At 59.3% G+C, this 24,257-nt stretch carries 22 protein-coding genes and 1 pseudogene; 11 read left to right on the top strand and 12 right to left on the bottom strand.

The features are described 5' to 3' along the window. Positions 1-105: 105 nt before the first annotated feature. A complete protein-coding gene (locus ACIF4X_RS14100; RefSeq protein WP_397482609.1) occupies positions 106-294 on the bottom strand; it encodes a hypothetical protein in 189 nt (62 codons plus the stop codon). A gap of 67 nt (positions 295-361) precedes the next feature. Further along, on the bottom strand, positions 362-949 hold the full coding sequence (locus tag ACIF4X_RS14105) for a TIGR00730 family Rossman fold protein (RefSeq protein ID WP_397482610.1): 588 nt from the start codon (positions 947-949) through the stop codon (positions 362-364). Between the two features lie 340 nt (positions 950-1,289). Between ACIF4X_RS14105 and azu the strand changes: the two genes are divergently transcribed. Continuing rightward, complete coding sequence (gene azu / locus ACIF4X_RS14110) at positions 1,290-1,733, top strand: azurin (RefSeq protein WP_008078296.1); 444 nt, start codon at positions 1,290-1,292, stop codon at positions 1,731-1,733. 152 nt (positions 1,734-1,885) lie between these two features. Here azu and nadE read toward each other — a convergent pair whose 3' ends face one another. The 3 genes from nadE to ACIF4X_RS14125 all read right to left on the bottom strand — a co-directional run bounded on the left by nadE (position 1,886) and on the right by ACIF4X_RS14125 (position 5,016). After that, positions 1,886-2,713 (bottom strand): ammonia-dependent NAD(+) synthetase, encoded by an 828-nt coding sequence (gene nadE / locus ACIF4X_RS14115; RefSeq protein WP_397482611.1) that lies wholly within the window; start codon positions 2,711-2,713, stop codon positions 1,886-1,888. A gap of 4 nt (positions 2,714-2,717) precedes the next feature. Beyond that, entirely contained in the window at positions 2,718-3,941 is a 1,224-nt protein-coding gene (pncB, locus tag ACIF4X_RS14120; protein WP_397482612.1) for a nicotinate phosphoribosyltransferase, read from the bottom strand. Positions 3,942-4,116: 175 nt separating this feature from the next. Further along, positions 4,117-5,016 carry a LysR family transcriptional regulator gene (locus ACIF4X_RS14125; protein ID WP_397482613.1) on the bottom strand — a complete coding sequence of 300 codons (900 nt, stop codon included), beginning with the start codon at positions 5,014-5,016 and terminating at the stop codon, positions 4,117-4,119. A gap of 162 nt (positions 5,017-5,178) precedes the next feature. Here ACIF4X_RS14125 and ACIF4X_RS14130 point away from each other — a divergent pair, with 162 nt between their 5' ends. The 9 genes and pseudogenes from ACIF4X_RS14130 to ACIF4X_RS14170 all read left to right on the top strand — a co-directional run bounded on the left by ACIF4X_RS14130 (position 5,179) and on the right by ACIF4X_RS14170 (position 16,352). Continuing rightward, positions 5,179-6,669 carry an aldehyde dehydrogenase family protein gene (locus ACIF4X_RS14130; protein WP_397482614.1) on the top strand — a complete coding sequence of 497 codons (1,491 nt, stop codon included), beginning with the start codon at positions 5,179-5,181 and terminating at the stop codon, positions 6,667-6,669. Positions 6,670-6,815: 146 nt separating this feature from the next. Next, positions 6,816-8,099, top strand: coding sequence for an NAD(P)/FAD-dependent oxidoreductase (locus ACIF4X_RS14135; RefSeq protein WP_397482615.1), 1,284 nt, complete (start codon positions 6,816-6,818; stop codon positions 8,097-8,099). 368 nt (positions 8,100-8,467) lie between these two features. Then, positions 8,468-9,601: an ABC transporter substrate-binding protein gene (locus ACIF4X_RS14140; protein ID WP_397482616.1), complete on the top strand. Its 1,134-nt coding sequence runs from the start codon at positions 8,468-8,470 to the stop codon at positions 9,599-9,601. A gap of 241 nt (positions 9,602-9,842) precedes the next feature. Beyond that, positions 9,843-10,757, top strand: a complete 915-nt coding sequence (locus tag ACIF4X_RS14145; RefSeq protein WP_008078282.1) for a branched-chain amino acid ABC transporter permease — start codon at positions 9,843-9,845, stop codon at positions 10,755-10,757. A 3-nt stretch (positions 10,758-10,760) separates the two neighbouring features. Then, a complete protein-coding gene (livM, locus tag ACIF4X_RS14150; protein WP_397482617.1) occupies positions 10,761-12,062 on the top strand; it encodes a high-affinity branched-chain amino acid ABC transporter permease LivM in 1,302 nt (433 codons plus the stop codon). Further along, positions 12,059-12,929: pseudogene (locus tag ACIF4X_RS14155) on the top strand (ABC transporter ATP-binding protein). Before livM ends, ACIF4X_RS14155 begins: the two are co-directional and overlap by 4 nt. Then, positions 12,926-13,642: an ABC transporter ATP-binding protein gene (locus ACIF4X_RS14160; RefSeq protein ID WP_007950655.1), complete on the top strand. Its 717-nt coding sequence runs from the start codon at positions 12,926-12,928 to the stop codon at positions 13,640-13,642. The pseudogene ACIF4X_RS14155 and the gene ACIF4X_RS14160 overlap by 4 nt, the downstream one beginning before the upstream one ends. Before the next feature lie 840 nt (positions 13,643-14,482). Next, complete coding sequence (locus tag ACIF4X_RS14165; RefSeq protein ID WP_007915905.1) at positions 14,483-15,247, top strand: SDR family oxidoreductase; 765 nt, start codon at positions 14,483-14,485, stop codon at positions 15,245-15,247. Between the two features lie 199 nt (positions 15,248-15,446). Further along, on the top strand, positions 15,447-16,352 hold the full coding sequence (locus tag ACIF4X_RS14170; RefSeq protein WP_397482618.1) for a cation diffusion facilitator family transporter: 906 nt from the start codon (positions 15,447-15,449) through the stop codon (positions 16,350-16,352). Between the two features lie 121 nt (positions 16,353-16,473). Here ACIF4X_RS14170 and ACIF4X_RS14175 read toward each other — a convergent pair whose 3' ends face one another. From ACIF4X_RS14175 to ACIF4X_RS14205, 7 genes are all read right to left on the bottom strand, one after another. After that, positions 16,474-17,607 carry an AGE family epimerase/isomerase gene (locus tag ACIF4X_RS14175; RefSeq protein WP_397482619.1) on the bottom strand — a complete coding sequence of 378 codons (1,134 nt, stop codon included), beginning with the start codon at positions 17,605-17,607 and terminating at the stop codon, positions 16,474-16,476. A 199-nt stretch (positions 17,608-17,806) separates the two neighbouring features. Then, entirely contained in the window at positions 17,807-18,379 is a 573-nt protein-coding gene (locus tag ACIF4X_RS14180; protein ID WP_397482620.1) for a HupE/UreJ family protein, read from the bottom strand. Positions 18,380-18,406: 27 nt separating this feature from the next. Then, positions 18,407-19,021 (bottom strand): urease accessory protein UreG, encoded by a 615-nt coding sequence (gene ureG, locus ACIF4X_RS14185; RefSeq protein ID WP_077570691.1) that lies wholly within the window; start codon positions 19,019-19,021, stop codon positions 18,407-18,409. An 11-nt stretch (positions 19,022-19,032) separates the two neighbouring features. Then, the gene (locus ACIF4X_RS14190; RefSeq protein WP_397482621.1) at positions 19,033-19,707 is read right to left on the bottom strand and encodes an urease accessory protein UreF; all 675 of its coding nucleotides are present in this window, start codon (positions 19,705-19,707) and stop codon (positions 19,033-19,035) included. Further along, positions 19,704-20,204, bottom strand: a complete 501-nt coding sequence (ureE, locus tag ACIF4X_RS14195) for an urease accessory protein UreE (RefSeq protein ID WP_397482622.1) — start codon at positions 20,202-20,204, stop codon at positions 19,704-19,706. Before ureE ends, ACIF4X_RS14190 begins: the two co-directional genes overlap by 4 nt. 288 nt (positions 20,205-20,492) lie before the next feature. Beyond that, positions 20,493-21,125: a TetR family transcriptional regulator gene (locus tag ACIF4X_RS14200; protein ID WP_277760390.1), complete on the bottom strand. Its 633-nt coding sequence runs from the start codon at positions 21,123-21,125 to the stop codon at positions 20,493-20,495. A gap of 155 nt (positions 21,126-21,280) precedes the next feature. Further along, positions 21,281-21,748, bottom strand: coding sequence for a hypothetical protein (locus tag ACIF4X_RS14205; protein WP_397482623.1), 468 nt, complete (start codon positions 21,746-21,748; stop codon positions 21,281-21,283). A 385-nt stretch (positions 21,749-22,133) separates the two neighbouring features. Here ACIF4X_RS14205 and ACIF4X_RS14210 point away from each other — a divergent pair, with 385 nt between their 5' ends. Further along, the gene (locus ACIF4X_RS14210) at positions 22,134-24,209 is read left to right on the top strand and encodes an AsmA family protein (protein ID WP_397482624.1); all 2,076 of its coding nucleotides are present in this window, start codon (positions 22,134-22,136) and stop codon (positions 24,207-24,209) included. Positions 24,210-24,257: the final 48 nt, after the last annotated feature.

A 24,257-nucleotide genomic window follows, 5' to 3' on the forward strand; every position in this document is an offset into this window, starting at 1 on the left:
ATTTGGGTGTATTGGGGAGTGGAGGGCTGTGAGGGCCGGCGGTGAAAACCGCCAGCCCCGTCACAAATCCGCAGGGTCTGATTCGATGATCAAACCCGGTGGGGTTCAGGCGTCGGGCGCCTGATCTTTCGGTGTTTCAGTTGCATCAACATCATCATCCGTTGCCACTTCACCCTCAGGGTTCAGGGCTGCTTCTTCAGCTGTTTGTTTCTTGCGCTGAAGCTTTTCCTCTTTCTTCTGTTCCTTTGCCAGGTCTCGTTGACGTTTGGCGAAGGAGTAATTGGGTTTGGCCATGGGCGTTCCTCTTGGTCGAAGGTGAGGTTGAGCGGCGCATATTCTGCCCTGTATCGGTGCCTTGCGGTTAGCCGGGTTTTTGGTCGACCCATTTTGGCGTGACGGTCGGCTTCCAGGTATCCAGGGCATCGAGCAGCGTTTGCGGTGATTCGCTCACTTGCAGCATGTCACGGTGTGGCGCGCGAACGAAGCCTTCGCCGACGATGTGGTCAAGAAAAGCAGTGAGTTTGCTGTAAAAACCGTTCACTTCGAGCAGGCCCAGCGGCTTGCCGTGGTAGCCGAGCTGGCCCCAGGTCCAGACTTCGAACAGCTCTTCCAGTGTGCCGAGGCCACCGGGCAGGGCAATGAACGCATCGCTGAGCTCAGCCATGCGCGCCTTGCGCGCGTGCATGCCATCGACCACTTCCAGGCGCGTCAGGCTTTTGTGGCCGATTTCCTTGTCCATCAGGCTCTGCGGGATGATGCCGATCACTTCACCGCCAGCGGCCAGCGCGGCGTCGGCAACAATGCCCATCAAGCCCACAGCACCACCGCCGTAGACCAGGGTCAACTTGCGTTCAGCCAAGGCCCGGCCAAGGGCGACGGCAGCATCGGTATAGGCCGGGATGGTGCCGGCGTTGGCACCGCAAAATACACAAACGGATTTCAGAGACATGCCTTCCTCCTGGGTCAATCCGTCACAGGGTAATGGCTGGCACGCCTCGATCCAAGGCCTAAACTTCGCGTTCAGGCGATTCAAAGGTACCGCTGGCGCCACAGGCGTAAGCGGCGAGCAAACTGCACAACAGACCGTTAAAGAACATGACAGGCACTCCGTCTCAGTAGATGCGCCGATCATAGGGCTGGCCGGGGAATCTGGCCGTTAGATTGTCTCGATGAGTGTCATAGCCTGAAAGTTGTATACAATTTTTGACTCAAGTCATAGGAACTTGCGAAGATTTCAGGCAGTCTTTCCATCATTCGTGTTTCTGTTAACCCTGCCTTGGAGATTCACCATGTTTTCCAAAGTTGTTGCGGTATCCCTGCTGGCGCTGGCCAGCAGCCAATTGATGGCTGCCGAGTGCAAAACCACCGTTGACTCCACCGATCAGATGTCCTTCAACACCAAGGAAATCGTGATCGACAAGAGCTGCAAGACCTTCACCGTCGAGCTGACCCACTCCGGCAGCCTGCCGAAGAACGTCATGGGCCATAACCTGGTGATCAGCAAAGAAGCTGACATGCAGCCAATCGCTACCGCTGGCCTGGCCGCCGGTATCGACAAGAACTACCTGCCCGAAGGTGACGCGCGCATCATCGCTCACACCAAGATCATCGGCGCCAAGGAAACTGACTCGCTGACTTTTGACGTAGCCAAGATTGCTGATGGCGGCTACGGCTTCTTCTGCTCGTTCCCGGGTCACATCTCGATGATGAAAGGCACGATTACCGTCAAGTAATTGAGTCAGGCATAAAAAAGCGTCCCTCGGGACGCTTTTTTGTTTTTTGCAGGAGCTGGCGAAGGCTGCGATCTTTTGCTCTTGATCTTCAAAGCCAGATCAAAAGATCGCAGCCTCGTTTCACTCGACAGCTCCTTCAGGGGGCTTTCAACTTACGGGGCGAATGGCATCACGCGTTTGTGATGAGTCTTGTTATAGGTCGCGACGATGATGTCGAACGCTTCCTGACGCACCGGTTCGCCATGCAGGAACGCGTCGATCTCGGCGTACGTCACACCATGGGAAGCCTCGTCCGGTTTACCCGGCGACAGGTCTTCGAGATCCGCCGTCGGGACTTTCTCGACCAGCGACTCCGGCGCGCCAAAGCTGCGCGCAATCGCGCGAACCTGATTCTTCACCAGACCACTCAGCGGTGCCAGATCGCAGGCGCCGTCACCAAACTTGGTGAAGAAACCCATCACCGCTTCCGCTGCATGGTCGGTGCCGATTACCAGGCCGTTCGCCGCGCCTGCGATGGTGTACTGGGCGACCATGCGCATGCGCGCTTTGGTATTGCCGAGCACGAAGTCCACCGAGACCGCATGTTTGCCTTCGAACGCGGCGACTTCACTGGCCAGCGATTTCACGGCCGGGCCGATGTTGACGGTGTGACGTTCGTCCGGCGCGATGAAGTCCACCGAGGCCTGGGCGTCGTGTTCGTCGAACTGGGTTTCGTACGGCAGGCGCACGGCGATGAATGTGTAGCTGTTGTCGCCGGTCTGGTCACGCAGCTCACGCATCGCGCGCTGGGCCAGAAGGCCTGCGGTCAGCGAGTCGACGCCGCCGCTGATGCCCAGCACCAGTGTCTTGAGCCCGGAATTGACCAGACAATCCTGAATAAAGGCAATGCGCCGGGCGACTTCGGCCTGCAGGGCCTTGTAGTCGGCAAACGGCGGTTGCACCTTGAGCTGCTGCGCAATCTCACGCTGTACGGCTTGCATGAATTCACTCCTTGCTAGATAGACGGGAATCGGCAGGAACCTGGAACACGTGTCGCAAGTAGGCGACGAAATTCGGGTCTTTGCAGTGAGACTTGCCTGGCTCGTCGGAGATCTTCGCCACCGGTTGGCCGTTGCAGGCAGTCATTTTAAGCACGATGCTCATCGGTTCGACACCCGGGATGTCACAAGTGAGGTTGGTGCCGATGCCGAAGCTGACGTTGATCCGACCGTGCAGCGCGCGGAAGATCTCCAGCGATTTGGGCAGGGTCAGGCTGTCGGAGAACACCAGCGTCTTGCTCATCGGGTCGATGCCGAGCTGGTGATAGTGCGCGATGCATTTTTCGCCCCACACCACAGGATCGCCGGAGTCATGGCGCAGGCCGTCGAACAGCTTGGCGAAGAACAGATCGAAATCGCCGAGGAAGGCATCGGTGGTGATGCAGTCGGTCAGCGCGATCCCCAGCAAACCGCGGTATTCGCGGACCCAACAATCGAGTGCGGCGATCTGGCTGTCGATCAGCCGTGGACCGAGTTGTTGATGGGCCATGATCCATTCATGGGCCATGGTGCCCAGCGGTTTCATGTCCAGCTCGCGGGACAGGTGCACGTTGCTGGTGCCGACGAAACGCCCCGGGAAATCGTGCTTGAGCACGTTCACCACTTCTTCCTGCACGCGGTAAGAAAACCTGCGTCGGGTGCCGAAATCGGCTACTTGCAGTTGCGACAATTCGTCGGCGGAGGCGTTGGCGGTCAACCAGTCGAATTTGCGATAGAGCTGCTCGCGTGCCTGTTCGAGCACGGTTTCGCGGTAGCGATAGCGGTTACGCACCTCGCTGACGATCGCCAGCAATGGCACTTCATAGAGAATCACATGCAGCCACGGCCCGCGCAGGCGGATGAACAACTCGCCGTTCTCGATGCCGGTATGCACGTAGCGCAGGTTGAAGCGGAACAGTCCCAGGAAACGCAGGAAATCCGGTTTGAGGAAGCTGATGCGCTCCAGAAAACTCAGTTGATCGGCGCTCAGGCTCAGTTCGGCCAGACGCTCGATCTGAAAACGGATCTCGGCCAGATACGGGCGCAAATCTTCGCTATTACGGCAACGAAACTCCCATTCGACTTCGACGTTGGGGTAGTTGTGCAGCACCGCCTGCATCATCGTCAGTTTGTAGAAGTCGGTGTCGAGCAGGTTCTGCACGATGCGATCGGCAAACACACTCTCGCTCATAACGGGGTCTCCAGGTGCGCCGCGCCGTGGCGCGGTCTCAATCAATGGCGCTAGTGGCGCATATCAGCGGTGGGGATTGCCAGCAATTTCTGCTGTGCTTCTGTAGGAGCTGCCGCAGGCTGCGATCTTTTGATGTTGGTTTTCAAAATCAAAAGATCGCAGCCTGCGGCAGCTCCTACAGGGGATTGTCGATCTGTTCGAGCATCCATTTGACGAAGTCGCGCACCTTCGGCACTTCCGCCGCATGCTCCGGGTACGCCAGGTAATAGGCGTCGGAACTGGGCATTGCATGCTGCCAGGGAATGACCAGTTTGCCGTCGGACAATTCTTCTTCCACCAGAAACCGTGGCAACAACGCCACGCCGCAGCCAACCTGCGCGGCACGAATGCACATATAAAAGGTTTCGAAACGCGGCCCGTGGTAGCTGTGCTCGGTCTGGTAACCCTGGCTGTCGAACCAGTCATGCCACGCTTGCGGGCGCGAGGCATTTTGCAGCAGCACCAGATCAGTGAGTTGCGTCGGGTCAGTAAACGGTGTGTCCGGCAGGCTGCCCGGCGCGCACACCGGCACCAGCTCTTCGCCGAACAGCTTCAGGCATTCAGTGCCGGGCCGTGAGCCCTGACCGAAGTAGAACGCCAGATCACTGCGCCCTTGCAGCAGGTCATCCGCTTCCTGCTCATTGCACAGGTCCAGATGGATCGACGGATGGCGCAAGCGCCAGCCTTTCAAACGCGGCACCAGCCAGCGCGCGCCGAAGGTCGACGGCGTCGATACGCGCAGGACTTCGGTTTCGCCGCCGTAGGAGCGCAGGTAGTGCGTCGACATTTCCACTTGCGTGAGGATTTTTCGTACTTCAACCAAGTACAAATCCCCGGCCGGGGTCATTTGCAAACGCCGACGCACGCGGAGAAACAACAAGTGCTGTAACAATTCTTCCAGCTGCGCGACCTGCTTGCTGACCGCGCTCTGCGTCAGGTTCAGTTCTTCGGCAGCGCGGGTGAAACTCAGGTGACGGGTCACGGCCTCGAAACACTGCAATGCGGTGATCGAGGGCAAGTGGCGTTTGTTCAGCATGGCCGATCCTTTTCTTGTCTTTCTATGCCCAGCATGAATAAACGGAATGATATCTCGCGTAAAGGTCGTTTGTTGCCTCGCCATTGTGACGCTACAACTAAAGGCCTGCCCGGTCGCGAAAAAGCGCCCGCACACATTCAGTTTTTGCTTGAGGAGTGACCCATGGTTGCCGCATTGCTTGATCGTCTAGGTGTAAACCCGGCCCTATACCAGAACGGCAAAGTACCGGTGCATTCGCCGATCGACGGCAGCCGCATCGCCGCCGTCAACTGGGAAGGCCCAGCCGAAGTCGAGCAACACATCAGTCGCGCAGATCATGCGTTCGAGCAGTGGCGCAAGGTGCCAGCCCCGCGTCGCGGCGAGCTGGTGCGTCAATTCGGTGAAGTGCTGCGCGAATACAAAGCCGATCTCGGCGAACTGGTTTCCTGGGAGGCGGGCAAGATCACTCAGGAAGGTCTCGGTGAAGTACAGGAGATGATCGACATCTGCGATTTCGCCGTCGGCCTGTCCCGTCAGCTGTACGGCTTGACCATCGCCTCTGAGCGTCCGGGCCACCACATGCGTGAATCCTGGCATCCGCTGGGCGTGGTTGGCGTGATCAGCGCGTTCAACTTTCCGGTCGCGGTGTGGGCTTGGAACACCACGCTGGCGCTGGTCTGCGGCAACCCGGTGGTGTGGAAGCCTTCGGAGAAAACTCCGCTGACTGCACTGGCCTGTCAGGCACTGTTCGACCGCGTGGTGAAGAACTTCACCGATGCCCCGGCGAACCTTTGCCAAGTGATTATTGGTGGCCGCGATGCCGGCGAAGCGCTGGTCGATGACCCGCGTGTCGCGCTGATCAGCGCCACCGGCAGCACGCGCATGGGCCGCGAAGTGGCGCCGAAAGTCGCCGCACGTTTCGCTCGCAGCATTCTCGAACTGGGCGGCAACAACGCGATGATCCTCGGCCCAAGCGCCGATCTCGACATGGCGGTACGCGCGATTCTGTTCAGCGCCGTCGGCACGGCCGGGCAGCGCTGCACTACCCTGCGTCGACTGATTGCCCACGAATCTGTGAAAGAAGAAATCGTCACTCGTCTCAAGGCTGCTTACTCGAAAGTGCGCATCGGCAACCCGCTGGAAGGAAATCTGGTTGGCCCGCTGATCGACAAGCACAGCTTCGAAAACATGCAGGACGCCTTGGAGCAGGCATTGAGCGAAGGCGGTCGGGTGTTTGGCGGCAAGCGCCAACTGGAGGACCAATTCCCTAATGCGTATTACGTTTCGCCGGCGATTGTGGAAATGCCCGAGCAGAGCGACGTGGTCTGCAGCGAAACCTTCGCGCCGATTCTCTACGTGGTCGGTTACAGCGATTTCCAGGAAGCGCTGCGCCTGAACAATGCCGTGCCGCAAGGCTTGTCGTCGTGCATCTTCACCACTGACGTGCGCGAGGCTGAGCAGTTCATGTCGGCAGTGGGCAGCGACTGTGGCATCGCCAACGTCAACATCGGCCCGAGCGGTGCGGAAATTGGCGGCGCGTTTGGTGGCGAGAAAGAAACCGGTGGCGGTCGTGAGTCGGGTTCCGATGCGTGGCGCGCGTACATGCGCCGCCAGACCAACACCGTGAACTACTCGCTGGAGTTGCCGCTGGCGCAGGGCATTACGTTCGACTGAGGATGGAGGGAAGCTGAAAAGATCGCAGCCTTCGGCAGCTCCTACATAGGTGGCGCCAGGCTGCGGTTTTGTAGGAGCTGCCGAAGGCTGCGATCTTTTGGTAGCCCCACAAGCGCATTTGGTTAGGTTTCTGTTGGAGTCTGGCAATGCCGTTACGCGAAGAATGTCTGTGGGAAAAGCTCACGCCGCAAAGACCGGATAACACCGAGCTCAAAGGCGAAGTCAAAGTCGATGTCTGCGTGATCGGCGCCGGGTTCACCGGGTTGTCGGCGGCGTTGCATCTGTTGGAAAAAGGCAAAAGCGTCTGCGTGCTGGAAGCTCATCGCGCCGGTCATGGCGGTTCCGGACGCAACGTCGGGCTGGTCAACGCCGGCATGTGGATTCCACCGGACGAGATCGAAGCCGGGTTTGGCGAAGCGGTCGGCAGTCAACTCAACCGCATGCTCGGGGCCGCGCCAGCGCTGGTCTTCAGCCTTGTGGATAAATACGACATCGATTGTCAGTTGCGCCGCGAAGGTACGCTGCACATGGCGCACAACGCCAAGGGCGAGGCGGATCTGCGCAGTCGCGAGCAGCAATGGAAGCGCCGTGGTGCGCCAGTCGAACTGCTGACCGGCAAGGCCTGCGAGCAAGCCACCGGCACGCAAAAAATTGCTGCGGCTTTGCTCGATCGCCGCGCCGGCACGCTCAATCCGATGGCCTACGTCACCGGGCTGGCCAGTGCCGTGATCAGTCTTGGCGGGCAAATGTTCGACCATTCGCCGGTCACTCGGCTTGAGCGTCAGGGCGCGAACTGGTCAGTGCAGACTGAGCACGGTTCAGTATTGGCCGAACAAGTGGTCATCGCCTCCAATGCCTACACCGAAGGCGACTGGACCGAGCTCAAACGTAACTTCTTCCCCGGTTATTACTATCAGGTCGCCTCGGTGCCGCTGACTGAGGATGCCGCGCAGGAAATCCTCCCGGGCGGGCAGGGCTCGTGGGACACCCGCCAAGTCCTGAGCAGCATCCGCCGCGACAAAGAAGGGCGGTTATTGCTCGGCAGCCTGGGCAACGGCAATCAGAAACCGACCTGGTTTCTCAAGGCCTGGGCCGATCGCGTGCAGCAGCATTATTTCCCCAATCTGAAACCCGTCGAGTGGGAATGCACCTGGACCGGGCGCATCGCGTTTACCCCTGATCACCTTATGCGCCTGTTCGAACCGGCGCCGGGATTGGTGGCCGTCACCGGTTACAACGGCCGTGGCGTCACCACTGGCACCGTGGTCGGCAAAGCCTTCGCCGACTATTTGTGTCACGGCAATCCTCAAGCCCTGCCGATTCCCTTTGCACCGATGCAGCCCCTGGCCGGCGTGGGCTTGCGCAGTTGCCTGTACGAGGCAGGCTTCTCGCTGTATCACGCGGGCCAGTGCCTGCGCATTGTGATTTGAGTGTTGAAATTTGTTGCCGGAAGCGGCGCTTTTTCACGTAGCGACTAGCCTGTAATGGTGCGGGTTGTAGCAGTCCCGCACCAGCAGTGTGCAGTTCGGTGACGCGGGCTGTTACAGGCTGGTTGCACGTCGTTTGGCGCCGCGGTTGCAATGATGGCGCGTGCGGGTTGCGCCTGAAAAAATAAATGGTTTCACCTTCCGCGGTTTAGACGGTTGCACGCCCAATGAAAATGGGAACGAAACAGTCGAAATAACAAGAAAGCAGCGACTTTTTGAAGAATAAAAAACCGATGGCACGGCCCTTGCTCAGAGCATTCAGTGAAGTGAAGTCGCAGTGCCAACTAAAAAAAACCTTGGAGCACCACCTCATGTCCCAGACGTTTTACAAGAAAGGCTTTCTGGCCCTCGCAGTGGCTACTGCGTTGGGTGTTTCTGCGTTTGCTCAAGCTGATGTGAAAATCGGTGTAGCCGGTCCAATGACTGGCGCCAACGCGGCATTTGGCGAGCAGTACATGAAGGGTGCACAGGCGGCGGCTGACGCAGTCAACGCGGCAGGTGGCGTCAACGGGGAGAAAATCGTTCTGGTCAAGGGCGATGACGCCTGCGAACCGAAGCAGGCCGTGACGGTCGCCAAGGACCTGGTCAACCAGAAAGTCGCTGGCGTAGTCGGTCACTTCTGTTCTTCTTCCACCATTCCAGCCTCGGAAATTTATGACGAAGCCGGTGTGATCGCGATTACTCCGGGTTCCACCAACCCGCAAGTGACCGAGCGCGGCCTCAGCGCCATGTTCCGTATGTGCGGGCGTGATGACCAGCAAGGCATCGTCGCCGGCGACTACATCGTCGACGTGCTCAAGGGTAAAAAGGTTGCCGTACTGCACGACAAGGACACCTACGGCCAAGGCCTGGCGGATGCCACCAAGGCTCAGCTTGAAAAACGTGGCGTGAAGCCGGTGCTGTACGAAGGCCTGACCCGTGGCGAGAAAGACTTCAGCGCCGTGGTCACCAAGATCCGCGCCGCCGGTGCCGATGTCGTCTACTTCGGCGGTCTGCACCCGGAAGCCGGTCCACTGGTCAAACAACTGCGTACCGAAGGCCTGAAAGACGTCAAGTTCATGTCCGACGACGGTATCGTCACCGACGAACTGGTGACCACCGCTGGCGGTCCGCAATACGTCGACGGCGTGCTGATGACCTTCGGCGCCGACCCGCGCATGCTGCCGGAAAGTAAAACCGTCGTGGATGCCTTCCGCAAGGCTGGCACCGAACCAGAAGGCTATACCCTGTACGCCTACGCTTCGGTTCAGACCCTGGCCGCCGCCTTCAACGGTGCGAAGTCCAACAGCGGCGAGAAAGCCGCCGAGTGGCTGAAAGCCAACCCGGTGAAAACCGTCATGGGTGAAAAAGCCTGGGACAAGAAGGGCGACCTGAAAGTCTCTGATTACGTGGTGTACCAGTGGGACGCCAGCGGCAAATACCACCAGCTGGAAAAACAGAAGTAAGGGCTGACGCGATCAACTGATCCCACATCAGTAACTGTGGGAGCGGGCTTGCCCGCGATGGCGTCAGCTCAGTCGACACTCATTTCGGCTGATCCACCGCTATCGCTGGCAAGCCAGCTCCCACAGGGTTTGGAGTGATCGGGTAAATCGCGCTCTGACATTGCTCCGACGTAAATCTGTATTTTTCCTAGAAGAGCCGCACATCACAGGTGTGCAGGTTCTCACTGCGTGAGATTGCGTTATGGATGGTATTTTCCTGCAGCAACTGGTCAACGGCCTGACCCTCGGGTCGGTCTATGGCCTGATCGCCATCGGCTACACAATGGTCTACGGCATCATCGGCATGATCAACTTCGCCCACGGCGAGGTTTACATGATTTCTGCTTACCTGGCGGCAATCAGTCTGGCTCTGCTGGCGTACTTCGGTATCGAATCCTTCCCGCTGCTGATGCTCGGCACTCTGATCTTCACCATCGTCGTTACGGCGGTGTATGGCTGGGTCATTGAACGAGTCGCTTACAAACCCCTGCGCAACTCCACCCGACTGGCCCCGCTGATCAGCGCCATCGGTATTTCCCTGATCCTGCAGAACTATGCCCAGATCAGCCAGGGCGCCCGTCAACAGGGTGTTCCAACGCTGCTCACCGGCGCCTGGCGCGTCGACATCGGCACCGGTTTCGTTCAGCTCACCTACACCAAGATCTTCATTCTGGTGGCCGCATTCGTCGGCATGGGTCTGCTGACCTACGTGATCAAATACACCAAGCTCGGCCGCATGTGCCGCGCCACTCAGCAAGACCGCAAGATGGCCTCGATTCTGGGGATCAACACCGACCGCGTTATCTCTTACGTGTTCATCATCGGTGCGGCCATGGCGGCATTGGCCGGCGTGCTGATTACCATGAACTACGGCACGTTCGACTTCTACGCCGGCTTCGTCATCGGCATTAAAGCCTTCACTGCTGCGGTACTCGGCGGGATCGGTTCGCTGCCGGGCGCGATGCTGGGCGGGATCATTCTCGGTATCTCCGAGTCGCTGTTCTCCGGTCTGGTCAACTCCGACTACAAAGACGTGTTCAGCTTCTCGCTGCTCGTACTTGTTCTGGTCTTCCGGCCGCAGGGCCTGTTGGGCCGTCCTCTTGTGTCGAAGGTGTAAGCGATGTCTTCAACCACTCAAAAAAGCATTGATATCAAAAAAAGCCTGGTTGAGGCGATTCTGGCCGGCCTGATTGCCCTGATTGTGTTCGGGCCGATTGTCGGCGTCGTACTTGAGGGTTACAGCTTCAACCTTGAACCGACCCGCGTGGCCTGGATCATCGGCATTGTCATGATCGGCCGCTTTGCCCTCAGCCTGTTCCTGCAAACGCCCAAGGGCCTGAAGATTCTCGACGGATTCGAGAGCACCGGTTCCGGTGTGCACGTGCTGCCGGCCGATCACAAGACGCGCCTGCGCTGGATCATCCCGCTGCTGATTGTGCTGGCGATCATCGTGCCGTTTGTCTCCAACTCCTACCTGCTGGGCGTGGTCATCCTCGGGTTGATCTACGTGCTGCTGGGGCTGGGGCTGAACATCGTGGTCGGTCTGGCCGGTCTGCTCGATCTGGGTTACGTGGCGTTCTACGCCATCGGCGCCTACGGTCTGGCGCTGGGTTATCAATACCTCGGCCTGGGCTTCTGGACCGTACTGCCGCTGGCGGCGATCACGGCGGGGCTTGCCGGCTGCATCCTCGGTTTCCCGGTGTTGCGCCTGCATGGCGACTATCTGGCAATCGTGACCCTGGGCTTTGGTGAAATCATTCGCCTGATCCTCAACAACTGGTTGTCCCTGACCGGCGGCCCGAACGGCATGCCGGCGCCGCTGCCGACGTTCTTCGGTCTGGAGTTCGGCAAACGGGCGAAGGATGGCGGGGTGCCGTTCCACGAGTTCTTCGGCATCGCCTACAACCCGGACGTGAAGTACTACTTCATCTACGCGGTGCTGTTCCTCGTGGTGTTGGCCGTGCTGTACATCAAGCATCGTCTGGTGAAAATGCCGGTCGGTCGCGCCTGGGAAGCCCTGCGTGAAGATGAAATCGCCTGCCGCTCGATGGGCCTCAACCACGTGCTGGTCAAGCTCTCGGCATTCACCATCGGTGCATCGACCGCCGGTCTCGCCGGTGTGTTCTTCGCCACCTACCAAGGTTTCGTCAACCCGAGCTCGTTCACCTTCTTCGAATCGGCGCTGATCCTCGCCATCGTCGTGCTCGGCGGCATGGGCTCGACCATCGGTGTGGTGATCGCCGCATTCGTGCTGACTGTCGCTCCTGAACTGCTGCGCGGCTTCGCCGAATATCGCGTGCTGCTGTTTGGCATCCTGATGGTGTTGATGATGATCTGGCGACCACGCGGGCTGATCCGCATCAGCCGTACCGGGGTCACTCCACGCAAAGGTGCCATTCACTATGAGAGGACTGCGCCATGAGTGAAGTCGTACTCTCTGTTGAAAAACTGATGATGCACTTTGGCGGCATCAAGGCCTTGAGCGATGTCAGTCTGAAGGTCAAACGCAACTCGATCTTCGCCCTTATCGGCCCCAACGGCGCCGGCAAGACTACGGTGTTCAACTGCCTGACCGGGTTCTACAAGGCCTCCGGCGGCAAGATCGAACTCAACGTGCGCGGCCAGCAGACCAACGTCATCCAGTTGCTGGGCGAGTCGTTCAAAGCGACCGACTTCGTTTCGCCGAAATCTTTCCTCAGTCGTCTGTATTACAAGATGTTCGGCGGCACGCATTTGGTGAACCGTGCAGGCCTGGCGCGGACGTTCCAGAACATTCGCCTGTTCAAGGAAATGTCGGTGCTGGAAAACCTGTTGGTGGCCCAGCACATGTGGGTCAACCGCAACATGCTCGCCGGCATCCTTAACACCAAGGGCTATCGCAAGGCTGAAAGTGATGCGCTGGACTGCGCCTTCTACTGGCTGGAGGTGGTCGATCTGGTGGACTGCGCCAACCGGCTCGCCGGTGAGCTTTCCTACGGCCAACAGCGCCGTCTGGAAATTGCCCGGGCCATGTGCACGCGGCCGCAGATCATCTGCCTCGACGAACCGGCCGCCGGCCTCAACCCTCAGGAAACCGAAGCGCTGAGCGCGATGATCCGGCTGCTGCGACGAGCACGATCTGACCGTGGTGCTGATCGAACACGACATGGGCATGGTAATGAGCATTTCCGACCACATCGTGGTGCTGGACCACGGCATCGTCATCGCCGAAGGCGGGCCTGAAGCGATCCGCAACGATCCGAAAGTGATTGCCGCCTATCTGGGCGCCGACGAAGAGGAGCTGGTATGACCCAACCGATCCTCGAACTCAAAGACCTCGACGTGTTCTACGGACCAATCCAGGCGCTCAAAGGTGTTTCGCTGCAGATCAATGAGGGGGAAACCGTCAGCCTGATCGGCTCCAACGGCGCCGGCAAATCGACGCTGCTGATGTCGATCTTCGGCCAGCCACGGGCGGCGGGCGGGCAGATCCTTTATCAAGGCGTCGACATCACCCACAAGTCCTCGCACTACATCGCTTCCAACGGCATTGCGCAGTCGCCGGAAGGCCGGCGGGTGTTCCCCGACATGACCGTCGAGGAAAACCTGCTGATGGGCACCATCCCGATTGGTGACAAATACGCCAAGGAAGACATGCAGCGCATGTTCGAACTGTTTCCACGGCTTGAAGAGCGGCGCACGCAGCGGGCGATGACCATGTCTGGTGGCGAGCAGCAGATGCTCGCAATTGCCCGGGCCTTGATGAGTCGACCGAAGTTGTTGCTGCTCGATGAGCCGAGCCTCGGGTTGGCGCCGATTGTGGTGAAGCAGATTTTTGCGACCCTGCGGGAATTGGCGAAAACCGGGATGACCATTTTTCTGGTCGAGCAGAACGCCAACCATGCGCTGAAGCTGTCGGACCGGGCGTATGTGATGGTTAACGGCGAGATTCGCCTGACGGGCACGGGTAAAGAGTTGCTGGTGAACGAGGAGGTGCGTAACGCTTATCTGGGCGGGCACTGACTTTTCCTGCGTCAAACACAGCCCCGGCGACGCAAGTCCCGGGGCTTTTTTATATCCCAAACCCACCTCAATCCCTGTGGGAGCTGGCTTGCCAGCGATAGCGCTTCATCATTCAACACTGATGCAGGGAGTGACGGCCCCATCGCTGGCAAGCCAGCTCCCACAGGTTAAGCGGTGACCTTCAGTGGAATTGTGGAAAACAAATTCCCGAAGCTGCCAAAGCGCGACATATAGACGCTGCAAATGGCTGTTTTTCCACAGTTTTGACTTGTCCCCGGTTACTGTGGAGCTGGCTGTGAATAACGTGGGTGTATCTGGCTGCAGGCCTTGTAATCCGTGGCCTGCAAGTGTGTGGTTGTTTTTTGATCAGGCGTTTTTGCTGAAGATGAAGGCGTCGTTGTCAACCTTTTTCTGGGCATTGACTGTCAGACAATTCGATGTCGATAAGCCTGTGGATAAGTCTGTGATTAAACTCTGGAAAGACTGCGCTGAGGGCCGTAATTACTGGCCTCGCGCAATCACTGTGCTGACTGACCTGTCGTGCAAAATGCCATGTCCCGCACATCCGCCACTTCAGGGTCAAGCAAAAAACTTTCTATTTCGCCCGCAAAGCCTTGTGTGGCGCGGCTTTGCGCGTTTGCACTTGCCCCCGGAAACTGTGGAAGGGACTGTGGATAACATGCGTGCACATGGCTACAGGCCACGCTGGCTATGGCGTTGGCGGTGTTGGTTGTTTTTTGCACACGTTGTGGGTGTTGCCCGTGCGTGCGGGGCCGGGCATGCTGCGGGCTGATTTTCTATTCCAAGGGCTGCCCCGGCGGCCGAAGCAAGGAGAACACGATGTCCAACACCCTGTTTATCACCGGCGCGACGTCCGGATTTGGTGAAGCCTGTGCCCGCCGTTTTGCCGAGGCTGGCTGGAAACTGGTGCTGACCGGCCGTCGTGAAGAACGCCTCAACGCGCTGTGCGCCGAATTGTCGAAACAGACCGAAGTGCACGGCCTGGTGCTCGACGTCCGTGATCGCAAGGCGATGGAAGAGGCGATTGCCAATCTGCCGCCGTCGTTCGCCAAGCTGCGTGGCCTGATCAACAACGCAGGTCTGGCGTTGGGCGTGGATCCTGCGCCGAAATGCGATCTGGACGATTGGGACACCATGGTCGACACCAACGTCAAAGGCCTGATGTACGCCACGCGCCTGCTGCTGCCGCGCCTCATCGCTCATGGCCGCGGCGCCGGCATCGTCAACCTTGGCTCCATCGCAGGCAACTATCCGTATCCGGGCAGCCATGTGTACGGCGCGACCAAGGCATTCGTCAAACAGTTCTCGCTGAACCTGCGTTGCGACTTGCAAGGCACCGGCGTACGGGTCAGTAACATTGAGCCAGGGCTGTGCGAGAGCGAGTTCTCGCTGGTGCGTTTTGCGGGCGATCAGGAGCGTTACAACGCGACTTACGCGGGTGCCGAGCCGATCCAGCCGCAGGACATTGCCGAGACGATTTTCTGGGTGATGAATGCGCCGGCGCATATCAACATCAACAGCCTGGAATTGATGCCGGTGAGCCAGACCTGGGCGGGTTTCGCTATCGAGCGTAACAAGGCCTGACACCGCGTCACGGCCAATCGCTGGCAAGCCAGCTCCCACAAGTACCGAGTCGCTCACAAGATTCGTGTGTACCGATAACCCTGTGGGAGCTGGCTTGCCAGCGTGAGGCCAGAACAGGCAATAAATCCCGATAAGGTAAACTCCCCTCGCAACAACCCAACCGCACCCCGCGGTTTTCAGGGTTTTTCGAGGAGTCAAAGTGAGTAACCGAGGTGAGCAGGCACTGCTCAAACAATCGACCATTCTGATGTTGGCTGTGGCGATTGCCGGGATCGTCACCGGTTTTGTTTCAGGTTCACAATCCATTCTGTTTGATGGTTTTTTCTCGTTGATCGCAACGTTCATCAAAGTTCTGATGCTGATCACCGCCAAGCTGATCGCCAAGGAAAGCAATCACCGGTTCCAGTTCGGTTTCTGGCATCTGGAGCCGATGGTGCTGTTGATCGAAGGCAGTTTCCTGATGTTGATTGCGATCTACGCGTTTCTCAACGGCGTGTTCGGCGTCATCAACGGGGGCCGTGACATCGAGTTGGGGCTGGTGATCATTTATGCGGCGGTGTTTACCGTTGTCGAATTCGCCTACTTCTTCTACGTCCGCCATCGTAACCGCAAGCTCAAATCCAGCCTGATCCAGTTCGACAACATCAGTTGGCTGGTGGACGCGATGCTGTCCGTGGGCCTGTTGATCAGTTTTCTCGCAGCGCTGCTGCTCAAGTCCCAGGGTTATGGCCAGTGGGCGGTGTATGTCGACCCGCTGATCCTGATCGTGCTGGCGCTGACCATGCTGCCGCCGGCGTTCAAGATCCTTGGCCCGGCGTTGCGCGATGTCTTGGGGATTGCCCCGGACACGCTGGATGATCAGGTGCGTCAGGTGATGGAGGCGGCGAAAACCGAGCACGGTTTCGATGACTATGTGTCCTATGTGCAGAAGCACGGGCGGGCGCGGTTTATCGAGATTCATGTGGTGTTGTCAGCCGATTATGCGTTGAGCAATGTCGGACAGCTGGATGCGTTGCGCGAAGAGATTTCCGCGAAGCTGGGCAAGCCGGATGCGGCGCGGTGGTTGACGATCAGCTTCACCGGGGACAAGAAGTGGATCGCTTAGAGACCGCGTAACGGCTATCGCTAGCAGGCTAGCTCCCACAGTTCATTTGTGCTGCTCACAAATAGTGTGTTCGGCGCAATTCCAATGTGGGAGCGAGCTTGCTCGCGAAAGCGATCTAAAATCAGCGAAGATATTCAGCCAAACCGTGGTAACAAGTCGCCAAGTGATACGGCGTAGTAGAAGGCATATCCTTGCGACTGACTTCCCCTTGCTCATCCCGACACTCATGCCAGCCCCCGGCATGCAGAAAGCGCTGCTGCAACGCCTGCAACTGCCGCAGTACCACCGCTTCACTGCCCTGACGCAACGTCAGCGCGCGCAGATATTCCGCCTGGGCCCAGATCCGTTGGGTCGAGTCTCGCGGGCGTCCATCCGTTTCCAGATCGAGCATTGCCCGCACCGCGCCGCATGTCTGCACCACACCGTATTGCTCGGTGAACGCAAACGCCCGATCCAGCGCCGCGTGCAATTTCGAACCCCGCAGCAACGCTGACGATTCGAGCAGGAAATACCATTCGAACTGGTGCCCCGGCTCATACCAGTTATCCACAGCCCCGAGCGGTTTCTCCATCAACACGCCATGCTGCGGGTCGACGAAGTGCTTGTGCATGGCTGTGCATAACTCCAGCAGTGCTTTCTGCGTCTGGGCATCTTCGCGCACGGCAAGGGTGGCGAGAAATGCTTCAGCCAAGTGCATCAGCGGGTTTTGCAGCGGACCGGTTTGCAGGGTGATCCAGTCGCGTTCCAGGCAGGCTTCGTACAAGCCATCGCCGGTGGCGAAGCGTCGGCCGATGATTTCCAGCGCCGCATTCAACGTCGACTCGACCAGTGGATCGCCGGACTTTCCCCAGTAATGCGCGCAGGCAAACAGGATAAAGGCGTGGGTGTAGAGATCCTTGCGTTGATCCAGCGGCTTGCCCTGGGCATCGATGCTGTAGAACCAGCCGCCATGCTCGGCATCATGAAAGTGCCGTTGCAAGGAGCGGAACAGCGCCGCTGCGCGCACATCAGCGTTATCCACAACCCCGATCAGACTGGAGAACAAATACAACTGCCGGGCGCAGGCCATCGCCCGATAACGCTGTGGTGGCAGAGGTTGGTGCGTGGCGTCCAGCGACTCATAGGGCAACGCCATGTCGGCGTTCCAGCCCGGGCCTTGCCAGAGCGGCACGATCACGTTGACGAAGTGCTGCTGCACAGCGCCGAACAGGGCGGTCAATTCGGGCAGGGAGGTGGAGCGGGAAGCGTGGGGCATGGGCGGACGTCGTCACGGCTGGGGCGATTGCGCGACATGGTAGCAGAGCGGCGGGCTTTAGAGGTTTGGTGTCTGATCGGCCGTCATCGCTGGCAAGCCAGCTCCCACAGGTTATTGGGTAAGTCCACAATTGTGTGAACACCAAATATCCTTGTGGGAGCTGGCTTGCCAGCGATGAGGCCGGCTCAGGCGATAGAGATTAGCCTGCCAGCAGCCAGGCGCCTGTGATTGCTGAGGCAGCACCTGCAAGGCGCACCAACGGTGCAGCCGCCTGAGGCAGAAAACGCACCACGGCATAACCCGCCGCATGCAGTGCAGCCGTCGCAGCAACGAAACCCGTCGCATACGCCCAAGGATTGCTCATGTCCGGCAACTCCAGCCCATGCGCCACACCATGGAACAACGCAAACACCGCCGTCGCCGCCACCGCCATCACCAGCGGCGGCCGCACCGCCAATGCCACCGCCAGACCCAACGCCAGTACCGACGCCGCAATCCCGCTTTCCAGCGCCGGCAATTCCAGCCCTTCAAACCCGAGCATGCCGCCAATCAGCATGGTGCCGACAAACGTGCACGGCAGCGCCCAGCGCGCCGCGCCTTGCTGCTGCGCCGCCCATAAGCCAACAGCCACCATCGCCAGCAAATGGTCGAGGCCACCGATCGGATGGCTGATGCCGGCGATCAAACCGCTGTCGCCGTGTCCCGGGTGAGCGAAAGCCAGCGCAGGCGTCAGCAGCAGCGCCACGGCGCCAAGAATACGTTTGAGTGTCATGGATAAGCTTCCTTGTTGATCAGTGAATCAGGCTGCAGTCAGCAGGCCCTGGCGTTCGATGAAGGCGATGATTTGCTCAAGACCCTGACCGGTTTTCTGGTTGCTGAAAACGAACGGCTTGCCGTTGCGCATGCGTTGGGTGTCGCTGTCCATCATTTCCAGCGAAGCGCCTACCAGCGGCGCCAGGTCGATCTTGTTGATCACCAGCAGATCGGATTTGCAGATCCCCGGTCCGCCCTTGCGCGGCAGCTTGTCGCCCGCCGAAACGTCGATCACATAGATAGTCAGGTCGGACAGTTCCGGGCTGAAGGTCGCCGACAGGTTGTCACCACCGGACTCCACCAGAATCAGGTCGAGCCCGGGAAAGCGCCGGTTCAGTTGATCCACCGCTTCAAGGTTGATCGAGGCGTCTTCGCGGATCGCCGTGTGCGGGCAGCCACCGGTTTCCACGCCGATGATCCGCTCCGGCGCGAGGGCTTCGTTGCGCACCAGGAAATCGGCGTCTTCGCGGGTGTAGATGTCGTTGGTGACCACGGCGAGGTTGTAGCGCTCGCGCAGGGCCAGACACAGGGCCAGGGTCAACGCGGTTTTGCCGGAACCGACCGGGCCGCCGATGCCGACGCGCAGAGGTTGTGTGTTCATGGTTGTTTCTCCTAAGAGCGGAAGAGACGGCTGTACTGGCGCTCGTGGGCCATGCACGCCAGGGACAGGCCGAACGCGGCACTGCCCATGTGTTCGGGATTGATTCGGGTTGCGTCCTGCTGCGCTTGTTGCAGCAGTGGCAGCAGTTCGCTGGTCAGGCGCTGGGCGGCTTGCTGGCCCAGTGGCAGGGTTTTCATCAATACGGCGAGCTGGTTTTCCAGCCAGCTCCACAGCCACGCGGCGAGGGCGTCTTGTGGGCTGATGCCCCAGGCGCGTGCGGCCAACGCCCAGCACAGGGCTAGGTGCGGTTCAGTACATTGATCGAGAAAGTCGCGTGCCGGTGCGTCGAGTTCAGGCAAACCGCTGAGCAATTGCTGCAACGAATAGCCCATCTGCCGGCTCTCCAAATGCAACTCGCGCGTCTCGCGGCTGGCGCGATGGCTTTCGCGCAGAATCTGCAACTCGGCCCATTGCTCATCCGCGGCTGCCTGGCAATGCGCGAGCAGCAGCGGCGCTTCAAAGCGGGCGAGGTTGAGCAGCAACTGATCGCTGATCCAGCGCCGGGCACTGTCCGGGTTGTTCACGCGGCCGTTATCCACCGCCATTTCCAGGCCTTGCGAATAGCTGTAGCCGCCAATCGGCAATTGCGGACTGGCCAGGCGCAGCAGCGCCCAGGCCGGATTCACAGACGTACGCCGAACTGATGGAGTTTCGGCGCGTAGTTGAAGTCCTCGTCGCCGTGGCGTGAATGGTGATGGCCGCCGCCGTAGGCGCCGTGTTCCGGCTGGAACGGTGCTTCAATGGCTTCGACCTGCGCGCCGAGTTGTTCGAGCATCGCTTTGAGTACGTAATCGTCGAGCAGACGCAGCCAGCCATCACCGACTTGCAGGGCGACGTGGCGGTTACCCAAGTGATAAGCCGCGCGGGTCAGTTCGAAGGCGTTGGCGCAGGTGACGTGGAGCAATTGCTCGGGGCGCGCGCAGACGCGGACGATGCGGCCGTCTTCAGCCTGCAGGCATTCGTCGTCATACAGCGGCGGCTGGCCGCGCTCCAAAAACAACCCGACGTCTTCGCCCTCGGCACTGAAACAGCGCAAACGGCTTTTGCTCCGCGCTTCGAAGGTCAGGTGCAACTCGGCGGCCCAGACGGGTTGAGGGTCGATTCTGCGGTGAATCACCAGCATCGGAAAACTTCCAGCTATGGACAATACTCTGGCTAGAGCAAGGGCCTTGCCAATCGGACGAGATGTAGGAAATCCCTGTCGGAGCGTAGTGGATGTTTCAAGATGTTGCGGGAATATGGAAGGTTTTGGTGCGTGAAGATTTTTTAATGCACCAAATGGAGGCTGATGCGCCGAACCAAATGTGGGAGCGAGCTTGCTCGCGAGGGCGGTGGTTCAGCGATATGGATGTTGGCTGACACGACGCCTTCGCGAGCAGGGGGAATTTGTCGTGTCAGTAATGAGGGGGCGTTACTCGGTACTACCCAAGCCCTGCCAATGCTTGAGACCAATAAAGATAAAGCGCAATTGCTGGGTGATCTTCGCCTGCGGCGTCAGATGCTCCGGCAGCGCTTCGGCGGGCGGGTCGATGATGTCCGGCAGGGTGGCAAACACCGATTTGACGATCAGGTCAGCCATTACGCTCAAACCAGCAGTATCCAGATGCTGAAGCTTGGGCATCATCGTCAGGTCGGCAGCGAGGTCGGAGCTGATGTTTTCGCGCAAGCGTCCGATCGCCTGACGCACCGGCAGTGAACCGCCGTACTGCTCGCGCGCAAGAAACAGGAATTGCGAGCGATTGGCGCTGACCACGTCGAGGAAGATCCGCACAGAGGCATCGATGATGCCGCCCATGACGAATTCGTTGTGGCGGACCAAACGGATAGTTTCGCGAAAGGTCTGGCCAACTTCACTGACCAATACCAGGCCCAGCTCATCCATATCGGCAAAATGCCGGTAGAAACCGGTGGGTACGATCCCGGCGGTTTTGGTCACTTCGCGCAGGCTCAGGCTGCCGAATCCTCGGCCGCTTTCCATCAAGTGGCGGGCAGCGTCCATCAAGGCGTTGCGGGTCTGTTGCTTCTGTTCGGCGCGGGGCAGCATCGCAGGGTGTGTTCTTTGGCAGGACAAGCGCCGCACTCTAGCAAATCGGCTTTGTCGGCGTCGAACGGGAGGGCATGCAGCGAACGATTTTATCGAGCCGGAAAAGTCAAAAGCCCAATCCGGTGATTGGGCTTTTTTTCGAGGCCGCCATGGGCTTAGCTCAAGGCACTGTTGCGTTCGATTACACGGTCACCACCACCTTCGGCGAGTGCTTGACCCAGTGGGGTTTTATCAAAACCGTCGTCAGCCAGGGTCTGGCCTTGTGGAGTGCGGTCGCCACCGTCAGATGCCAAGGTCTGGCCTTGTGGGGTGCGGTCGCTACCGTCGGATGCCAGAGTCTGGCCTTGTGGAGTGCGTTCGGTACCGTCAGACGCCAGCGTTTGACCTTGTGGAGTCTTGTCGTAGCCGTCTTGAACCAGACCTTTCTCTTCCAGGCGATCACGGCCGCCTTCAGCCAGAGTCTGGCCTTGTGGGGTACGGTCCGAGCCATCAGCCGCTACGGTCTGGCTGAACACCGAGTGGCTGGATTTCACTTGCGGGGTGGCCTGATCGGCAGCGGGCAGGGCGAAAGCAGTGCTGGCTAGCATCGACAGGGTAAGGCTGAGCAGTAATTGGCGTTTCATGATGGGTTGCTCCTTGGGAGGGCGATAAAGTGGGTACGAGGGCAATGCTACTCTCGATAAGTCGATATAAAAGTTCATAAACGCAATGGTAATAATCAACAGAATTGATTGTTCTGCCGGGAGGCTCTAGATCGGGCCTTTCAGAGCAACGGTTTTGCACCGAGGTGGGTATTTACGACTCACTCGCGCCTCGCAAAAGTGCGGGTCGAGGTAACACTGTTCGACTGATCGGTCAGATTTCGCGCGACTTTTTGCGCCTGAATCGACCTTTCGATTAAACCTGCGGCTCGTTTGCCAGTCGTAGACTTCATGAGGGCCGCTTTGGCCCGCCGTTTCAGCCGTGCGCCTCAGTTTTTGCGTGCGGTCGTGATCAGGAGCTTTGTGCATGACGCGCACTGGAAAAATCTTCAGCTGGACCTTCGCCATCCTCGTGCTGCTACTGGCCGTGCTGGTGTTGATCATCGTGTTCTTCGACTGGAACCGGATCAAACCGCCGCTCAACGCCAAAGTCTCGGAAGAACTTCACCGACCGTTTGCTATTAACGGCAACCTCGCGGTGATCTGGCAGCGCGAACCCGACGAGGGCGGCTGGCGTGCGTGGGTGCCGTGGCCGCATGTGGTCGCCGAGGACTTGAACCTGGGCAACCCGGACTGGTCGAAGAAACCGCAGATGGTCACGCTCAAGCGCGTTGAGCTGCGTATCTCGCCGCTGGCGCTGTTGGCGCAACGGGTGGTGATTCCGCGCATCGACCTGACCGAACCCAACGCCGAGTTGCAGCGCCTTGCCGACGGCCGCGCCAACTGGACGTTCAAATTCGATCCGAAGGATCCGAACGCTGAGCCGTCGAATTGGGTGGTCGACATCGGCGCCATCGGTTTCGACAAGGGCCACGTCACCCTCGACGACCAGACGCTCAAGACCAACCTTGATGTGCTGATCGATCCGCTGGGCAAGCCGATTCCGTACAGCGACATCGTCGGTGCCAAAGCGGCGAAAAACGCGCAGGACAAGGGTGGCGCACCGCAGGATTACGCATTTGCTCTGAAGGTCAAAGGCCAATACCACGGCCAGAACCTTACGGGCCAAGGCAAGATCGGCGGGCTGCTCGCCTTGCAGGACGCGAGCAAACCCTTCCCGTTGCAGGCCCAGGCGAAGATCGGCGACACCAGTATCGAACTGGCCGGCACGCTGACCGATCCGCTGAACCTTGGCGCGCTCGATCTGCGCCTGAAACTGGCCGGTGCCAGCCTCGGCAATCTCTATCCTTTAACCGGGGTGACCCTGCCGGACACGCCGCCGTACTCCACCGACGGCCATTTGATCGCCAAACTGCATGACGAGGCCGGGGCGAAATTCACCTATGAGCAATTCAACGGCAAGATCGGCAGCAGTGATATCCATGGCGACCTGACCTACGTCGCCAGCCAGCCACGGCCGAAACTCAGCGGCGCGTTACTCTCCAATCAACTGTTGTTCGCTGACCTCGCACCGCTGATCGGCGCCGACTCCAATGACAAGCAAAAGGCTCGCGGCGGCGAAAGCAAACAGCCGGCCGATAAAGTGCTGCCGGTCGAAGAGTTCAAGACTGATCGCTGGCGCGCGATGGACGCCGATGTCGAGTTCACCGGCAAGCGCATCGTCCATAGCGAGAAACTGCCGTTCACTGACCTTTATACCCACCTGAAACTCAACGACGGCGAACTGAGCCTGGAGCCACTGCGCTTCGGCGTGGCTGGCGGCAATCTTGATGCACAGATTCGCCTCAACGGTCGCACCGAGCCGCTGGAAGGTCGCGCCAAACTGACTGCGCGCAAGTTCAAGCTCAAAGAGCTGTTCCCGACGTTTGAGCCGATGAAGACCAGTTTCGGTGAGCTCAACGGCGACGCCGATATCAGTGGTCGCGGCAACTCGGTGGCCAAGCTGCTGGGCGGCGCCAACGGCAAATTGAAGATGTTGATCAACGACGGCGCGATCAGCCGCGAGCTGATGGAACTGGCCGGGCTCAACGTCGGTAACTATGTGGTCGGCAAGATTTTTGGCGACAAGGAAGTGAAGATCAACTGTGCAGCGGCGGACTTCGACATCAAGACCGGTCTGGCGACCACGCAGCTGTTCGTCTTCGATACCGAGAACGCGATCATCTACATCGACGGCACGGCGAACATGGCCACCGAGCAGCTGGATCTGACCGTGACCCCGGAATCCAAGGGCTGGCGTTTGATCTCTCTGCGCTCGCCGCTGTATGTGCGCGGCAAGTTCATCAAGCCCGATGCCGGCGTGAAGGCTGTGCCGCTGATGTTGCGCGGGGCGGGGATGGTTGCGCTGGGTGTGATTGCGGCACCGGCGGCGGGGTTGTTGGCGCTGGTGGCACCGAGTGGCGGTGAGCCGAATCAGTGTGCGCCGTTGCTGGAACAGATGAAGGCGGGGAAGGCGCCGGTCACCGTTAAACCCACCAAATAGTCAGTGCCCGTAAGGGCCATTTCGCGAGCAAGCTCACTCCCACAGGGG

Origin of the sequence: Pseudomonas sp. NPDC085632 (assembly GCF_044541255.1) — a bacterium.
Taxonomy (GTDB): domain Bacteria; phylum Pseudomonadota; class Gammaproteobacteria; order Pseudomonadales; family Pseudomonadaceae; genus Aquipseudomonas.

Excerpts from the sequence above, each read along its gene's own strand:
- ACIF4X_RS14100 (WP_397482609.1), bottom strand. The coding sequence starts at position 294 with ATGGCCAAACCCAATTACTCCTTCGCCAAACGTCAACGAGACCTGGCA.
- ACIF4X_RS14105 (WP_397482610.1), bottom strand. The coding sequence starts at position 949 with ATGTCTCTGAAATCCGTTTGTGTATTTTGCGGTGCCAACGCCGGCACC.
- azu (WP_008078296.1), top strand. The coding sequence starts at position 1,290 with ATGTTTTCCAAAGTTGTTGCGGTATCCCTGCTGGCGCTGGCCAGCAGC.
- nadE (WP_397482611.1), bottom strand. The coding sequence starts at position 2,713 with ATGCAAGCCGTACAGCGTGAGATTGCGCAGCAGCTCAAGGTGCAACCG.
- pncB (WP_397482612.1), bottom strand. The coding sequence starts at position 3,941 with ATGAGCGAGAGTGTGTTTGCCGATCGCATCGTGCAGAACCTGCTCGAC.
- ACIF4X_RS14125 (WP_397482613.1), bottom strand. The coding sequence starts at position 5,016 with ATGCTGAACAAACGCCACTTGCCCTCGATCACCGCATTGCAGTGTTTC.
- ACIF4X_RS14130 (WP_397482614.1), top strand. The coding sequence starts at position 5,179 with ATGGTTGCCGCATTGCTTGATCGTCTAGGTGTAAACCCGGCCCTATAC.
- ACIF4X_RS14135 (WP_397482615.1), top strand. The coding sequence starts at position 6,816 with ATGCCGTTACGCGAAGAATGTCTGTGGGAAAAGCTCACGCCGCAAAGA.
- ACIF4X_RS14140 (WP_397482616.1), top strand. The coding sequence starts at position 8,468 with ATGTCCCAGACGTTTTACAAGAAAGGCTTTCTGGCCCTCGCAGTGGCT.
- ACIF4X_RS14145 (WP_008078282.1), top strand. The coding sequence starts at position 9,843 with ATGGATGGTATTTTCCTGCAGCAACTGGTCAACGGCCTGACCCTCGGG.
- livM (WP_397482617.1), top strand. The coding sequence starts at position 10,761 with ATGTCTTCAACCACTCAAAAAAGCATTGATATCAAAAAAAGCCTGGTT.
- ACIF4X_RS14160 (WP_007950655.1), top strand. The coding sequence starts at position 12,926 with ATGACCCAACCGATCCTCGAACTCAAAGACCTCGACGTGTTCTACGGA.
- ACIF4X_RS14165 (WP_007915905.1), top strand. The coding sequence starts at position 14,483 with ATGTCCAACACCCTGTTTATCACCGGCGCGACGTCCGGATTTGGTGAA.
- ACIF4X_RS14175 (WP_397482619.1), bottom strand. The coding sequence starts at position 17,607 with ATGCCCCACGCTTCCCGCTCCACCTCCCTGCCCGAATTGACCGCCCTG.
- ACIF4X_RS14180 (WP_397482620.1), bottom strand. The coding sequence starts at position 18,379 with ATGACACTCAAACGTATTCTTGGCGCCGTGGCGCTGCTGCTGACGCCT.
- ureG (WP_077570691.1), bottom strand. The coding sequence starts at position 19,021 with ATGAACACACAACCTCTGCGCGTCGGCATCGGCGGCCCGGTCGGTTCC.
- ureE (WP_397482622.1), bottom strand. The coding sequence starts at position 20,204 with ATGCTGGTGATTCACCGCAGAATCGACCCTCAACCCGTCTGGGCCGCC.
- ACIF4X_RS14200 (WP_277760390.1), bottom strand. The coding sequence starts at position 21,125 with ATGCTGCCCCGCGCCGAACAGAAGCAACAGACCCGCAACGCCTTGATG.
- ACIF4X_RS14205 (WP_397482623.1), bottom strand. The coding sequence starts at position 21,748 with ATGAAACGCCAATTACTGCTCAGCCTTACCCTGTCGATGCTAGCCAGC.
- ACIF4X_RS14210 (WP_397482624.1), top strand. The coding sequence starts at position 22,134 with ATGACGCGCACTGGAAAAATCTTCAGCTGGACCTTCGCCATCCTCGTG.